Source organism: Pedobacter sp. TM02, from assembly GCF_059705275.1.
Map to the genome: position 1 here is coordinate 2329077 of NZ_AP046530.1, position 14736 is coordinate 2343812.

Annotated in this window: 13 protein-coding genes; 7 read left to right on the top strand and 6 right to left on the bottom strand. The window is 43.6% G+C overall.

Annotated elements, in window-relative coordinates; translation table 11 throughout:
* The first annotated feature begins 110 nt into the window (after nt 1–110).
* Entirely contained in the window at nt 111–1496 is a 1386-nt protein-coding gene (locus AC6H1S_RS09780) for an MBL fold metallo-hydrolase RNA specificity domain-containing protein (RefSeq protein WP_497563470.1), read from the top strand.
* A 201-nt stretch (nt 1497–1697) separates the two neighbouring features.
* Here AC6H1S_RS09780 and AC6H1S_RS09785 read toward each other — a convergent pair whose 3' ends face one another.
* From AC6H1S_RS09785 to AC6H1S_RS09810, 6 genes are all read right to left on the bottom strand, one after another.
* Entirely contained in the window at nt 1698–1832 is a 135-nt protein-coding gene (locus tag AC6H1S_RS09785) for a DUF4199 family protein (RefSeq protein ID WP_497566026.1), read from the bottom strand.
* A 39-nt stretch (nt 1833–1871) separates the two neighbouring features.
* A complete protein-coding gene (locus AC6H1S_RS09790; protein WP_497563471.1) occupies nt 1872–2255 on the bottom strand; it encodes a DUF3037 domain-containing protein in 384 nt (127 codons plus the stop codon).
* Complete coding sequence (locus AC6H1S_RS09795) at nt 2233–3030, bottom strand: HipA family kinase (protein ID WP_497563472.1); 798 nt, start codon at nt 3028–3030, stop codon at nt 2233–2235. The genes AC6H1S_RS09790 and AC6H1S_RS09795 overlap by 23 nt, the downstream gene beginning before the upstream one ends.
* 99 nt (nt 3031–3129) lie before the next feature.
* On the bottom strand, nt 3130–3807 hold the full coding sequence (locus AC6H1S_RS09800) for a DUF4397 domain-containing protein (RefSeq protein WP_199140625.1): 678 nt from the start codon (nt 3805–3807) through the stop codon (nt 3130–3132).
* A 113-nt stretch (nt 3808–3920) separates the two neighbouring features.
* On the bottom strand, nt 3921–4706 hold the full coding sequence (locus AC6H1S_RS09805; protein WP_497563473.1) for a DUF3050 domain-containing protein: 786 nt from the start codon (nt 4704–4706) through the stop codon (nt 3921–3923).
* A 57-nt stretch (nt 4707–4763) separates the two neighbouring features.
* Nucleotides 4764–5924, bottom strand: coding sequence for an aldose epimerase family protein (locus AC6H1S_RS09810; RefSeq protein ID WP_497563474.1), 1161 nt, complete (start codon nt 5922–5924; stop codon nt 4764–4766).
* Nucleotides 5925–6386: 462 nt separating this feature from the next.
* On the opposite strand from AC6H1S_RS09810, the gene AC6H1S_RS09815 reads away from it, so the two are divergent.
* From AC6H1S_RS09815 to AC6H1S_RS09840, 6 genes are all read left to right on the top strand, one after another.
* Complete coding sequence (locus AC6H1S_RS09815; protein ID WP_497563475.1) at nt 6387–7193, top strand: PorV/PorQ family protein; 807 nt, start codon at nt 6387–6389, stop codon at nt 7191–7193.
* Nucleotides 7183–9198, top strand: a complete 2016-nt coding sequence (locus tag AC6H1S_RS09820; protein WP_497563476.1) for a helix-hairpin-helix domain-containing protein — start codon at nt 7183–7185, stop codon at nt 9196–9198. The genes AC6H1S_RS09815 and AC6H1S_RS09820 overlap by 11 nt, the downstream gene beginning before the upstream one ends.
* A 5-nt stretch (nt 9199–9203) precedes the next feature.
* Nucleotides 9204–11288 carry a ComEC/Rec2 family competence protein gene (locus tag AC6H1S_RS09825; protein ID WP_497563477.1) on the top strand — a complete coding sequence of 695 codons (2085 nt, stop codon included), beginning with the start codon at nt 9204–9206 and terminating at the stop codon, nt 11286–11288.
* A gap of 14 nt (nt 11289–11302) precedes the next feature.
* On the top strand, nt 11303–12082 hold the full coding sequence (locus AC6H1S_RS09830) for an enoyl-CoA hydratase/isomerase family protein (RefSeq protein ID WP_497563478.1): 780 nt from the start codon (nt 11303–11305) through the stop codon (nt 12080–12082).
* Between the two features lie 22 nt (nt 12083–12104).
* Nucleotides 12105–12785, top strand: a complete 681-nt coding sequence (locus AC6H1S_RS09835) for a hypothetical protein (protein WP_199140618.1) — start codon at nt 12105–12107, stop codon at nt 12783–12785.
* A gap of 65 nt (nt 12786–12850) precedes the next feature.
* Nucleotides 12851–14716, top strand: a complete 1866-nt coding sequence (locus AC6H1S_RS09840; RefSeq protein WP_497563479.1) for an LTA synthase family protein — start codon at nt 12851–12853, stop codon at nt 14714–14716.
* The last annotated feature ends 20 nt before the right edge of the window (nt 14717–14736 follow it).

The following is a 14736-nucleotide window of genomic DNA, read 5'->3' on the forward strand; positions in this document are numbered from 1 at the left end:
GTTTTTGTTTAGTCATTTTTTTTACCCATAGTTAAATCAGTTGGCCTTCAAGGTTTTGTTTGAACCACAAAAATGAATATCTTGTCCACTTTAGCGGAGAATCTACTGAGATGAAATTAAGCGTATGGGGCGCTGCCCAGCAAGTAACGGGCAGCATGAGTTTGTTGCAGACCGAAGGCTACAATATATTGATAGATTGTGGACTGGATTATGAAAAAGGTACTTATTTAGACGAAAACCAGCATTTTCCCTTCGACCCCAGCAACATCGACGTGGTGATTCTGACCCATGCCCATATCGACCATTCAGGTAACCTGCCCACTTTAATCAGGATGGGCTTTGAGGGCCAGATCCTGTGCACGCCACCCACAGCCGATTTGAGCGAACTTTTGCTGTTGGATTCGGTAAATATCTTTTTAAGCAAACAAAAGAAAAAATCGCATGGCCGCAAAAAGCGTTCAGGTCCTGCACCGCTTTACCTCCAGAAACACGTGATGGAAACCGTAGATCGCTTCGTCACCATCGGTTTTAACAAAACGTTCCAAATTAACGGCCATATAGCCCTCACTTTTGTTCCCGTTGGCCACTTACTGGGCGCTGCCGCCGTAGTACTGAGCATAACCGAACATGGAACCACCAAAACAATTGCCTTTACCGGCGATATCGGCCGAAAAAACTACCCTGTCCTCCCCGATCCGATGCCCTTGCCACCGGTTGATTACCTGGTTTGTGAATCTACTTATGGCGGACGCCTGCATTCGACGGGAACGACCATTGAACAAAAACTGATCGAAACGATAACGGAAACCTGTATCAAAAACCCTGGCCGGCTTATTATTCCTGCCTTCAGCATTGGCCGTACCCAATCGTTGGTATTTACACTGAACCAGATTTTTAGCAAGGGCCTGTTGCCTCCGGTACAGATTTTTGTAGATAGCCCGCTGGCCAATTACGCCACCGATGTTTATCGCAAGCATCATGAGCTGGTGAGCAACGAAGCCAAAACATTTTACCAGCTCAAAGGCGATGAATTTGAATTCGAGAACCTCACCTATACACACGATCAGAAGGAAAGCAAGTCGATCAGCAATTATTTAGAACCCTGCATCATCATTTCTTCTGCCGGAATGCTGGAAGGTGGCCGCATTCAAGACCACCTTTACTACAACATCCAAAACTATTACTGCACAATTCTTTTTATAGGATTTTGTGCCAAAGGTACTTTGGGCGACAGGCTATTGCGGGGCGATCCTATTGTGCGTTTGCGCAACCGCGACCTCATGGTTTATGCTACCATTAAACAAACCGACCTGCTAAGCGGACACGGCGACCACAACGACTTGATGGAAACCGTAAGGCAACAACCCGTGCAGCAGCTCAAAAAGGTATTTTTGGTTCATGGCGAAACCAAAAGCATGCTTGCCTTTGCCAATGCCTTACAACAGGAAGGCTACCAAGTGGCCATTCCCGAGCGGGGCGAAACGTTTGAACTTTAAGTCTGGGCAACAATTTTTATTTCTTTTTTCTTTAAGTTTAATGAGCTGATGAGTGCAACGATTAGTCCAAGTGGCAGGATTTCCAGATGTCATTAAAATGATGCCCAAAGGGACTCTTATAAATCTCCTTGAAAGAATCCATCTGGGCAATCTGCTTATTGAGTTCAGCTTGCGACACCTTGGCTTCCTTAGCCTGATTGATTACATGGGCCGAATATTCTCCATAAAATCGGGGATAAAGTTGTAATACACTATAAGCCAGGCGATAACATACATGGTTGAGGCGATCAAAGCAATTAAGCCACCTATTTTAAAGGCATTGCCAAAACTAATCAGCCACCATTAAACTTATATTTCCTGGCCTTTGCTAACATGCTATAAAACCAATTGCTGGTGCAATCTCTCTAATGTTTCCTGCGCATCGGTACAGAAGCCTGGATGTACTTTAGAAGCCTGTACAACGGTGCTCCGGGTGGCCGTAAGCCAACGAAAACGCGAGGCCATATCTAACTGGCCAATAGGCCCTGAACCTGCCTTACCTTCACAAATCTTTTCGATAGCCAATAGATTGCTCCAAATGAAATCGGTTTCCGTTTCGCAAGCAAAGGCATTCAGGCGCGCTTCGTTCAGGTGAAAAAGGCTCTTCAGGAATTTCTGTTTGGCACAATACAGAATAATCCCAACATTCAAAAATTCTTCGCGCTCTACCTTGGGCACTACGCGAATAACGGCATATTCAAATAAGTGCAGCTCTTGCATGTTGTGCTTCTTTTACAAAAATGGAAGAATTTTCTATTCGGGTATTTAAAAACGAGGCATAAGCTGCTCTTTGGGCCTCGCTGCTTTCGAAAGTCCTTTCGTCAAGCCATGCATCAGGGATGAGGCGCAAAACTTCGTTAATCAGTGCTGGATGCAGCAGCCTGCGCAATTCGGCATCAACCTCCTCCAGCAAACTGGCCTGTGGCAACAAAACATGGTCTTTAACTAATACAAATGGCCGTTTGGCCTGTTCTTCCCAATTTTGCCACGAATGGTGGAAATAGAGCGATGCGCCATGATCGATAAGCCAAAGCTCCTTATGCCAGAAAAGCATATTGGTATTGCGTGCAGTTCTGTCCATATTGGTGAGCAGACAATCGAGCCACACGATTTTCGAAGCCAGCAACGGGTCAATCGTGGCCACTGTCGGGTCGTAAGTGATTGCGCCTGAAAGGTAATGTAAGGCCAGGTTAAGGCCTACGCTTGCCTTCAGCAGGTCTTGTATCTCTTCGTCAGGTTCGGTTCTGCCAAAAGCCTCGTCGAGGTTGGCAAAAACAAGTTCTGGTACCTTAAGGCCCAAAGCCCTGGCCAATTCTCCACCAATAATTTCGGAGATGAGCGCTTTATGGCCCTGTCCGGCACCCCTAAACTTAAGCACATACAAAAAGCCGTCGTCTGCTTCGGCAATGGCAGGCATAGAACCTCCCTCGCGTAATGGCGTTACATAGCGGGTCACATTGACGGTTCTTAACTGTAAGGATTGTTGCTGATCCATTTGAAATGATAAGGACCAAAAATAACAAATTTTAAATGGCTCCGGCATAAAAAAAGCATTGCCGGAATGGCAATGCTTTCTTCTTTCAAAAAAAGAATTTTAGTTGTGTAAAATCACGTGATAGTTCGCTGTTGTCGAATTAGCGGCATCAAACCAAACCGTGTAAACCTTACCCGATTGGAAAGTGGAAGCTGGAATAACAGTTGTGGTTCCCGAACCTACAATTGATACCGTTAAGGCATTGACATTGGCATCTATTAAGTTATAAGCCGATACATTGCCATATTGCAGGCCATTGATTAAAGCCGACCCTCCGCTAATGATAATATTGACCGAGTTGTTGAAAGCCGAGCCCAAGTTCATAAACCTTACTTTAGCCTTACCTGATGCCGGAGCCGTATTATCGTCGCCAAAACCTGTAATTTGACCAGCGCCAGAAGCATCGGTATAATAAAATGCAGTATAAGAGCCATTGGTATTCATGCCTACATTGGCCGAAGCTTTTAAAGTAGCGGTAGTTGCATCCTTAAAAGAAATGGTACTTGAACCTGCTTTTACCGTAAAGTAATCACTGGCATCTCCATAAGCCAAGGCTGTAGTGGTTAATTTGGTACTCCCTTGATAAAAATCCTGGGCGTTGGAGCCTTGTACCGCATTTACAACTTTGATTTTGGCATCGCCACTAACCACTACAGGGTCATCGTTCTTTTTACAAGACGAAACCAATACTGCAACCATACAGACTGCTGCCAGCAGACCGGATGATGTCCTATTCATAAATGTTTTCATAATTTTTAATCATTAAGCAATTTTATGCCTCAAATACCAAGCCAATAGCACTCAAAAACATCTTTTTATTACTATAAGTGCTAAAGCTTTGCTCCTGCAATTTACGCAATGGCTTTCGTTTTACAAATTTCTTTGTGCACTTCATTCCAGAGCTGAATGCGTTGCTGCAATGATTCGCTGATGGCCGCACCAACTTCGGTCCATTTCTGTTCGTCGTCTCCACAAAGCAAAGCTGTCATTTCCAGAGCCAAATGGCTATGGTGGTCACCGTCAACTTCGATATGTCTTTCCAAATAGTATTTAAAGATGCTGATCTGCTCCGGAAAATCGAGCGCCATATCTTTAATAATAGCCAAGAACATCGACGGGATCAGGTCTTCGCGACCGAAAGTGAAAATACCGGCCTGTAGGTAGGCTTTCTGGCTATGGATTACGCTAAAGGTAAAATCTACAAACTGACGGGCAGCCATTGGTGTATCCGATGTGGCATAGGCTTTTTCGAAGTCTCCATCGGCCTTTAACGAGCCAATAAACTGATTGATGCTGGCTGTACTTGCGCCACACTGTTCCATGGCTTCCAAATAAAGCTCAAAATGGCTTTTGCGTTGGCCATGCTCGTCCACATCCGACTCCTCGCCTACCACAATCTCGTTAATGAGATGCCTTGTGGCCGCGTTGCCGGTAGGAAACCAAGGTACGGAGGTACAAGTCAAATTATTTTGCAGCGCCTTTAAAAGCGACATAAAATCCCATACGGCAAAAATATGGTACTGCATAAACAGGCGCAGGTCTTCCACGCTTTCGATTACACCATAAACCGGATGGTTCACAATTTGTTGCCTCAACGGTTCGATGGCAACCTGGATACGTTCGATGTGTTTGTTCATAACTCGACTAAAACCGCAAAGCTAAGCTTCTTTGCCGGGCCTGATGTCAGCCAAAAATCAATTATTCGAAAATTTATAAACGGAACTCGTCCGATAAACCTGAGCAGGCCCAAGCATGGTGCTCGGAAAGTTGGACTGGTTGGGCGAATCAGGAAAATGTTGCGTTTCTAGACAAAATGCCGTCCTAAAACCGTCTTTTGCACCCGATTTAAAGGTATTTTTACTTTGCATAAAATTACCGCTATAAAACTGCAAACCAGGCTCTTGGGTATAAATATCCATAACGATTCCAGATTTATCGCCTTTAACCGTTGCGGCGTGATACATGCCCAAGGCTTTGGTTTTGTTGAGCACATAGTTATGGTCATAGCCTTTGCCAAAAGCCAGCTGTTCGTTTTGCTGGTTGATACGGCTGCCGATAGGCTGCGGCTGCGTAAAATCGAAAGGTGTACCGGCTACCTGCTGTAATTTGCCAGATGGGATCAAAGTTGAATCGACTGGCAGGAAATAATTGGCATAAAGCTGCAGGCTGTGTTTGAGGATATCGCCACTGCCCTCGCCATTAAGGTTGAAAAAAGCATGATTGGTCAAGTTTACAACCGTATTTTTATCGGTCGTAGCCTCATAATCCATTTTCAACTCGTTATCATCTGTCAAAGTATAGGTTACTTTGACTTTTAAATTGCCCGGAAAGCCCTCCTCCATATCTTTTGAAAGATAGCTAAGCTCCAGCGTATGGGCATTGGGCTGCTTGGCATCCCAAACTACATATTGAAACCCTTTTTTGCCGCCATGCAGGGTATTAGGTCCATTATTAGCAAACAAGGTATAAACTTGGCCATCCAGTTTAAATCTACCTTTGGCAATACGATTGCCATAGCGGCCAATGGTAGCCCCAAAATAAGGCTCTGTGGCTTCTTGATAGGCTTTTGCACTCGGCATTCCCACCACTACATCAACCAGTTTTCCAGCTTTATTGGGTACTAGTAAACCAACCAAACGTCCACCATAATTGGTAAAATTGGCTTCCATATGCTTGGCGTTAACCAACCTGTAAAGTGCAACCGCTTTGCCATCAATGGTCGTTTTAAAAGAATCGGCCGTTAAGCCATTGCCTGCTGTTGGCTGCTCGTTAGCAGTTTCCCGATTTGATGAATGACAGGCCGCCAAGGCCCCAAGAATCAGGAAAACAAAAAAATGATGTTTTTTAATATTCATATCAGGAATAAATTTGGTTGGGAGGATTAAATATAAATTAAATGTAGGCAGTACGAGCTTAAATAGCAAAACTAAATCGATTTATTTATCCATAACGCCAGCTTAAGTCCTTGGCTTTCATGATTTGGACCAAAAAACATTTCATACGGATAAACAAATTAAAGAATAGAGAAATTCTATTAAACTAACTTGCTAATTATAAAGGCATTAAATTAAATATATTTTAAGCAGGATCAATCTGGATTTGAGCCGCCCAAATCCTATTACGCAGCAATAGTGGACAGTTAAAAACATCACGATCGATCGGCTAATCGCCATTCCGGTGCACAAGCGCATGTGGACACATGCGTGGATGGGAAAGAATTAAAAATTTAATTTTGAATATTAAGTTTTAAAAGAATAAAATTTTAAATATTTAATTTTTATATCATTTATATTCTGTAAATTAGGCTTACCTTACCTATGAACAGAATATTACTATGCCTAGCAATGCTACAAGGTAGTGTTGCTAATGGCCTTGCGCAAGCCCATTTAGGCGCAAGGCTGGCTGCCATGGGCAATAACGGCAATGCCATTGAAGATGTTTGGAGCATACAGGGCAATCCGGCAGGCATCTCTGGGATTCCGAAAATAGTGGCGGCCATTGATTACACCAAGTATCTTTTTGCCACCGAACTCAGTCGACAGGCCATTGCCATTGCCATTCCTTTTCAAAAAAACAGCATTGGGATTGGCTTAGACCGCTATGGCATTGCCGAATACAACGAAATCAGGGCCAGCTTGGCCATGGTTAAAAAGTTCGGCCGACAACTGGCCATTGGACTCAAGGGGAATTACCATCAGCTTAAAATCGACAACTATGGCGCAACTTCGGCATTTTCTTTGGATGTAGGCTTTCTTTATCGCTTCAATAAGCAGCTTTTGCTTGGTTTTTACATCGATAATCCGGCGCTTCAGGCATACAAGGGCCCAGCGGTTAAGCTCATTATTCCGACCTCTTTTCATCTGGGGTTCTCGTATCTCGTCAGCGATAAGGTGCTGCTTACTAGTGATTTGAGCAAGACACTGCATCTTCCGATTGATGTGGCCATCGGTATAGATTACCAACTGCTAGCGCTATTCAGCCTGCGTGGCGGTTTAACGGCCAAGCCCTTTAAGCAGTATGCCGGCTTTGGCCTCCACTATAAAAAATTCATGTTAGACATGGCCGTAGCCAGCGATCCTTACCTGGGCTACTCGCCTCAAATTACTTTGGGTTATGTATTTTAGAGTTTTATTGATGCTTTTCTTGTATAGCAATATCGTTAGGGCGCAAACGGCCGAAGCGGGTTTTATCAAAGACTTGATGGAGAGCCTGGCAGAAAACCTACCTGAAGATTACGACCTTTTTGAACTGGAAGACCGCTTGATCTATTTCAGCAAACATCCCATCAACCTGAACCAAACCCATGCAGAAGAATTAAAAAGCCTGGTTTTTCTTTCGCCCCTGCAAATCAGTAATTTCTTCGCCTACCTCAAAGCCAATGGGCCTTTCATTGACGTACTCGAACTGCAAAGTATTCCCAATTTTGATGCGGAAACCATAACACGGCTATTGCCTTTTGTTGCTATAGCAAATAATAGCCTGATGAGGAAACCTACTTTGAAGAACCTACGCTTATTTGGCGAAAACGACCTATTTATTCGAGCCGGACGGACATTAGACATGCCAAAGGGCTTCTCCAAGCTAACCGGAAGCAAATATTTGGGCACGCCAGAACGTTTGCTGCTGCGTTACAAATACAATTTTGCCCAACGGATAGACGCCGGCTTGATTGCTGAAAAAGATGCGGGAGAAAAGTGGGGTGCCGACTTTAAATCGGCCCACTTGGCAATTTTTAATACCTGGAGGTTTAACAAAATAGTTTTAGGCGATTATAGCCTGCAATTTGGCCAGGGATTAACCCTTTGGTCGGGATTTGCATTTGGCAAGGCTCCTGATGTAACCAGTGTTGCCAAAAAAGACCTCGGATTGAGACCTTATCACTCGGCCAACGAATATGCTTTCTTACGCGGACTGGCAACAACCGTTACATTAACCAAGTACCTGGTTTTTACCGGATTTTTATCTTACAGAAAGCTCGATGCCAGTTTAAGCCTGAACAACGAAGGCGAAGAAGTGCTTACCACCATCAATGAAACGGGCTATCATCGAACGGAGAGTGAAATCAAAAACAGGAACCGTTTAACCCAATTGTTTTTTGGTGGCGCATTACAGTACCAAAGAAACAACCTCAATATTGGCCTGATTGCCCACCGTACCAATTACAACCGTGCTTTTACAGCCGAAACATCTCCATATCGCTATGATGATTTTTCGGGAAAAACACTGACCAACCTAGGCTTGCACTACACGTACATTTATCGAAACTTTTATCTTTTTGGCGAAATTGCCAAAAGCCTGCAAAGTGGCCTGGCTTATGTAAATGGTGCTTTGATCAGCCTGTCGGCAAAAGCGTCGGCAGTTGTACTTTACCGCAACTATGCCAGCAACTACCACAACTTTTTTAACCAGGCAATGGCCGAAGCAACCCGCGCCACGAATGAAAGGGGTTTGTATGTTGGATTAAACTTATATCCTGCCAAATCGTGGGCCATTGCAGTCTATGCCGATTATTTTAAATTTCCTTGGCTAAAATTCAGGATTGATGCACCATCAGATGGGTATGAGGTTTTGGGGCAGTTGAGCTATATGCCGAGCAAAACCTTCAAAATCCAGCTGCGCTACAAGAGCGAGCTGAAACAGCAAAATACAGACCTGGCTGTTCCCATCAATTACCTCGACGAGGTAAAAAAGGAATCGTACAGGGCAGATGTAAACTGGCAACTGAACAGATCGATTGGCTTTCAAAATCGCTTGGAGGTATCGCAATATCACAAGGGCGCAAGCGGTGCAGAATTTGGCTATCTCGCCTACCAGGATATGAGTTATAAGCCACTGAGAACCAGATTATCAGGAAACATAAGGATTGCCTATTTCAATATCCCCTCTTTTAACAGCCGAATATATGCTTATGAAGATGATGTGCTGTACAGCTTCAGCTTTGGCATGTATAGTGGCAAAGGTTGGAGAAACTACCTGAACCTGAAGTACAAACTGCTCAAGCGCCTGGACATTTGGGGCAGGTATGCCTTTTCATTTTACCCCAGAGCAGGCACTGTTGGCTCCGGTCTAGATGAAATTGAAGGCAACAAAAAAAGCGATATTAAACTGCAATTTCGCTACCAATTCTGATTGTTTTGACTTTTAAAGGCGAAATCGTTTTTGTGAGGGTGCTTTTCCCTTTCCTGGCCGGACTAGTACTAGGCTACCATTTGCCCGATTGGTTTCCTAGTTATTTGCCGGTCATATTGGCCATTGCCTTGTTAACTGGGCTATGGCTTACCCATCTGTTTTATAAAAAATGGAGAATATACCATTACAAGGGCATTACGGGCTTGTTATTTTATGTTTTCTGTTGTTTTTTTGGCATTTCGGTTTTTTTGCTCAACAAACAATCTTTAAACAGGCATTATTTTGGCAAATATAGCCCCACCTACCTTAAGGGGCATATCAGCAACGAGCCTCAAACAAACGGCTTCATCATGCGCTTTCAGTTAACCGTTGGCCAGGGCTATCAGCAAAACAGCTGGCAGTTGCGAAACGGCAAATTACTGGTTGGACTGAGGCTGAACAAAAACCGGCCCATCAAGCTCAATTATGGAGACGAGATACTTCTATTTTCGCAACATCAGGAAATAGAACCGCCTTATAACCCCGCCGAATTTAACTTTAAGGCTTGGCTAGCCCATCAAAACATCTATCATCAGGTTTTTATGAATCAGAATCAGTTGGTTCAGCTCCATAGCCAAGGTGGAAATCCCATACTAAAATACGCCATTACCCTGAGGCAAAAACAAGTATCGGTATACCGAAACCTTATCCATAACGATGAAGCCTTTGCTGTAGCTTCTACCCTGATTTTGGGTTATCGATCTGATCTGAGTCCAGAAACCCTAGCGGCCTACAGCAAAACCGGAACTATACATGCGCTCTCTGTTTCAGGCATGCATGTAGGAATTATCTACATTTTTCTGAATTGGGCCTTGTTCTTTTTAGAACGCAAACCAATTTTAAAAATCGTTAAACTATTGCTCATCTGCCTACTTATCTGGTACTATGCGCTATTAACAGGCCTTTCGCCTTCCGTGCTCAGATCGGCCGTGATGCTGAGCATTTACATTATTGCCAAATCGCTCAATAGAAGCACCAATGCTTACAACATCATAGCTTTTACCGCTTTTTGTTTACTCGTTTACGACCCTTTGCTACTTTGGGATGTAGGCTTTGAGCTTTCCTTTTTAGCCGTTTTTGGCTTGATTTATCTGCAACCCAAAATCTACCGATGGTTTTATTTTAAAAATAAATGGCTAGACAAACTATGGTCGGCCACGGCTATTAGTTTAGCCGCACAGCTGGCTACTTTTCCGTCCAGCATCTATTATTTCCATCAGTTTCCCTTGTATTTCATCATCAGTAACCTGTTTATCCTCTTGCCCATTACCGTATTGATGTACTTGGGCATTATAATTTTGATGCTCAGGCTGTACTTTCTGGCTCCTTTGTTCGAATGGCTCATCAATTTTACCAACCATGGTCTCCAGTGGATTGCCCACCTGCCCTTTGCCGGCATTAATGGAATTTGGATCAGCCAAGGGCAATTGGTGCTGCTCAGTTTCGCGCTCGGAAGCCTAGTCTTTGCCTTGGCACGTTACCAAAAACAAGGACTATTTGTAGCCTTGGCCTTGAGCATAGTCTTGCAGTCGACCTTTGTTTACCGGCACATCCAAACAGCTCAACAGCAAAAAATCATAGGCTTCAGCCTCCGAAAAAACTATGCCATGGCCTTTATTAAAGGTAAAAACGCATTAGTGGTTAGCGATTTGAACACAACCGACAAGTCCTTTAAATTCTACGTCGGGCCGGCTCTTGAACAATTGCAGCTCAACAAGCTTACATTCCTGAAATTCGACCAAGATACCGCTATGAAATATTGGACAAAAAAAGAACATCAGCTACGCTTTGGCTCTTATCAACTGCTATTGCTCGATTCTTCATTTAACTCCAAAAAAATCGGCCAATTGCCCCGGTTCGACCTGGTATGGATTCATCGGGGTTTCAATCGAAAATTGGTAGAGTTGAGGCAGGAGCTCGTCTTTTCCGAACTTCTTATCGATGCCAGCCTTAAAGACGACCAAATCAGGCGCTATGAGGCCGAAGCAAATAAAATTGGCCTATCCGTCCATATTTTAAAGAAAAATAATTCATATTTGATCGACTTTTAGCTGACCAAAAAAATATGAACGAAGCACTTGTTTTATACCAAACAGCCAACAGGATTGCCACCATTACCTTAAACCGAACGGAGAAGCGAAATGCTCTAAATCCGGAGCTGGTGAGCGAACTGACTGCCTGTTTGCTGCGCGCCGCCGAAGAGGAGGATGTAAAAGTAGTGGTACTCAAAGCAAACGGGGCTGTATTTAGTGCCGGTGCCGATTTGGCCTACCTGCAACAGCTACAGCAGAACAGCTATGAAGAAAATCTGGCTGATTCTAATCACCTCAAAAAGCTTTTTACCACCATCTACGAGTTGCCCAAAATAGTTATTGCACAGGTTGAAGGCCATGCCATAGCCGGAGGTTGTGGATTGGCTGCCGTATGCGATGTTATTTTTTCGGTTCCTGAGGCTAATTTTGGTTATACGGAAGTGAAGCTGGGTTTTGTTCCGGCCATTGTAGCCTGCTTTCTGATGCGCAAAACAAGCGAAACCATTGCCAAACGCCTATTACTAACCGGCGAGCTCTTTTCGGCCGAGCAGGCCCTTGCCTTTAATTTGATAACTTTTGTAACAAAAAAGGAAGAGATTGCTCAAAAGGTAAATGATTTTGCATTAGATTTGTGTAACAACACATCGGCAAATTCCTTGGCAGTGACCAAGGAGCTGATCAATAGAACGACAAATCCTTGGCTAGACCAAAGCTTGGAAAAAGCGGTACAGCTAAATGCCAGGGTGAGAGAAAGCGACGATTTCAAAAAAGGAGTGGCTTCTTTCCTGAATAAAGAAAAAATTAAATGGTAAAATAAATTCTAAAACTAATACTATGTTCAAATTCATGAAAACGGGCGTTTTGGCCGCAATTTTAATCGCTACCGCAGTTGGTGCCCACGCCCAGAAAAAAATAAACGAAGGCTCGATCACCTATACTTTAGAGTATGGCCTCACTCCAGAGCAAGAGCCGATGGCCGCTCAGTTGCCTAAGGAAACCAAAGTTAAATTTAACGGTACCATTTCTAAAATGGAACTGGAACAAGGTCCGGCTACCATTACGGTATTGCGCGATGGCACCACCAACAACGGGTTGATTTTGATTGACGTTCCTGTAGCGCAAATGCAGTTCGCCGTGAAACAAGGCAAAGAAGATTACGAAAAAGCAAAAGCAAACTCTCCAAAACTGAGCGATTTCAAAGCCACTGGCGAGAAAAAAATGATTGGGGCCTATAACGCCGAAAAATACACCTACAAAGACGATAAAGGTGGAAATTATGAGCTTTGGGCTACTACAGAACTTGAATTGCCTGCAGGTTTCTCTGGCGAAGACTTTAAAGATGTAAAAGGCGCTTTGTTGAAATTTACTCGTTTCCAAAATGGTGTTAAAACCACTTTAACCCTGAAAAATGCAGCCGAAGAAAAAGTTGGTCCGCTTACTTTAGATGTTCCTAGCGGTTACGAAGTAAAAACCATGGAAGAAATTATGGCCATGCAAAATGGCGGTGGCGAATAGTCGCTAAGCAACGCATTTGTTCAAATCAGGCTTTTATATTGGCTTTTTTACTAAATTAGTGGCCAATGTTTAAAAGCCTGATTTTTTTTGTCCGTTTTTTTATTTTGTGGCTCCTGTTTTTTGCCTTCGAAAGATTTATCTTTCTGTTCATCTTCCACAAAAAACTGCGCGACATCCCTCTCGATGAGAAGCTAGCCACCTTTTACCATGCCCTGCGGCTTGATTTTTCTATGGCCGCCTACATCACCATCATTCCTTTGCTAGTCTTTATTTTTTGGTATCTGGGCAAGAAACGCCAAGTGGAATTGAAATGGCTGAGGATATACGATATCGTGCTCCTAGCGTTGTTCAGTCTGTTAGCCACCATCAACTTTAACGTTTACCGCGAATGGGGCAGTAAAATCAATGCCAAGGTACTTGCTTTTGTTTTCGATACGCCGAATGAGGCCCTGGCTTCAAGCGCTTCATCGCCATTGTTGCTGAGTGCTATCGTATTCACTGCTTTGCTGCTGGTTGGCCTTTACCTGCATCGGGTGCTCATCAGAGAGAAAATTACTTTCGTTCAAACGCCAATCTGGCTTAAAGTTGTGGTAGCTGTTTTACTTTTGGGTGTTAACTTCCTCATCATCAGAGGTGGTGTAGATGTTGCTCCGAACAGCCAAAGCATGGCCTATTTCTCTAAAAACGAGATTTTGAACCATGCCTCTCTCAATACCGAATGGAATTTGGTATCGAGCATTTTGGCCTCTACCAAAACCAACAAAAATCCATACCGCTATTTTGATGATGCCCAAGCTCAGCAAACCGTAGCCGAATTGTACAAGGTACCCAAAGACACTACCGTTGCTATCCTCAAAAACAACAAGCCAAACATTGTTCTCTTTATACTCGAGAGCTTTACTGCAGATCTTACCAAGACTTTGGGCAACGAAGATGGAATTACGCCCAACTTCGACAACATGATCAAGGACGGCGTATTGTTTAGCCAGATTTACGCGGCGGGCAACCGTACGGACAAAGGACTAATCGGCACGTTAACGGGCTTTCCTACCCTCGGAACCGGAAGCATTGTGAAATGGCCCGAAAAAATGCAAAAAATACCAGCCATTAGTCAAAAACTATTTCAAAATGGCTATCAGACTTCGTTTTTTTATGGTGGCGAATCAGAGTTCGATAATTACAAGGCTTTTATTCTGAGCCATAATTACCAAAAACTGACCGACAAGAACAGCTTCGACAAAAAAGACATGAACTCTAAATGGGGCGCTTACGACGCCCTGGTTTTCAACAAACAGCTGCAAGCCATGAACCAGGAAAAACAGCCGTTTTTTTCTACCATTCTTTCGTTAACCAACCACGAGCCTTTTGAATTGCCGGTTAGGCAAAAATTCGGGGATAAAGACATCATCCAAAAATTTAAGAGCACGGCCTACTATACCGATTCTTGTATCAACGCCTACCTGCTCAATGCCAAAAAACAGCCTTGGTACGCCAATACCCTCTTTATTTTTGTGGCCGATCATGGACACTTGTATCCGAAAAACAAGTTCGAAGTTTTTGAGCCACAACGCTATCACATTCCCTTGCTTTTTTATGGCGATGTGATTAAAGACGAATTTAAGGGAAAAGCCTTTAACCAAACTGGAAGCCAGCAGGATATTGCAGCTACCTTATTGGCACAGTTAGGCATCAATGCAAAGGATTTTACCTGGAGTAAAAACCTGCTCAACCCCTATTCGCCACATTTTGCATTCTTCAGCTGGGACAACGGGCTGGGCTTTGTTAACGAGGGGCACTGCGTTACTTTCGACAACATCGGCAAAAGCATTTTGTATAACGACGATCCGAAGAACACAGCGCAGACCGATAAAAATCTTAAATTAGGCCAATCCTACCTACAAACTGTTTATCAGCAATTTATCAAACTCTAAAATGCACACAACTATAAATT

Coding starts and splice junctions, on each gene's coding strand:
- AC6H1S_RS09810 (WP_497563474.1), bottom strand. CDS start 5,924: ATGAATATTAAAAAACATCATTTTTTTGTTTTCCTGATTCTTGGGGCC.
- AC6H1S_RS09805 (WP_497563473.1), bottom strand. CDS start 4,706: ATGAACAAACACATCGAACGTATCCAGGTTGCCATCGAACCGTTGAGG.
- AC6H1S_RS09830 (WP_497563478.1), top strand. CDS start 11,303: ATGAACGAAGCACTTGTTTTATACCAAACAGCCAACAGGATTGCCACC.
- AC6H1S_RS09780 (WP_497563470.1), top strand. CDS start 111: ATGAAATTAAGCGTATGGGGCGCTGCCCAGCAAGTAACGGGCAGCATG.
- AC6H1S_RS09795 (WP_497563472.1), bottom strand. CDS start 3,030: ATGGATCAGCAACAATCCTTACAGTTAAGAACCGTCAATGTGACCCGC.
- AC6H1S_RS09790 (WP_497563471.1), bottom strand. CDS start 2,255: ATGCAAGAGCTGCACTTATTTGAATATGCCGTTATTCGCGTAGTGCCC.
- AC6H1S_RS09840 (WP_497563479.1), top strand. CDS start 12,851: ATGTTTAAAAGCCTGATTTTTTTTGTCCGTTTTTTTATTTTGTGGCTC.
- AC6H1S_RS09835 (WP_199140618.1), top strand. CDS start 12,105: ATGTTCAAATTCATGAAAACGGGCGTTTTGGCCGCAATTTTAATCGCT.
- AC6H1S_RS09815 (WP_497563475.1), top strand. CDS start 6,387: ATGAACAGAATATTACTATGCCTAGCAATGCTACAAGGTAGTGTTGCT.
- AC6H1S_RS09820 (WP_497563476.1), top strand. CDS start 7,183: ATGTATTTTAGAGTTTTATTGATGCTTTTCTTGTATAGCAATATCGTT.
- AC6H1S_RS09800 (WP_199140625.1), bottom strand. CDS start 3,807: ATGAATAGGACATCATCCGGTCTGCTGGCAGCAGTCTGTATGGTTGCA.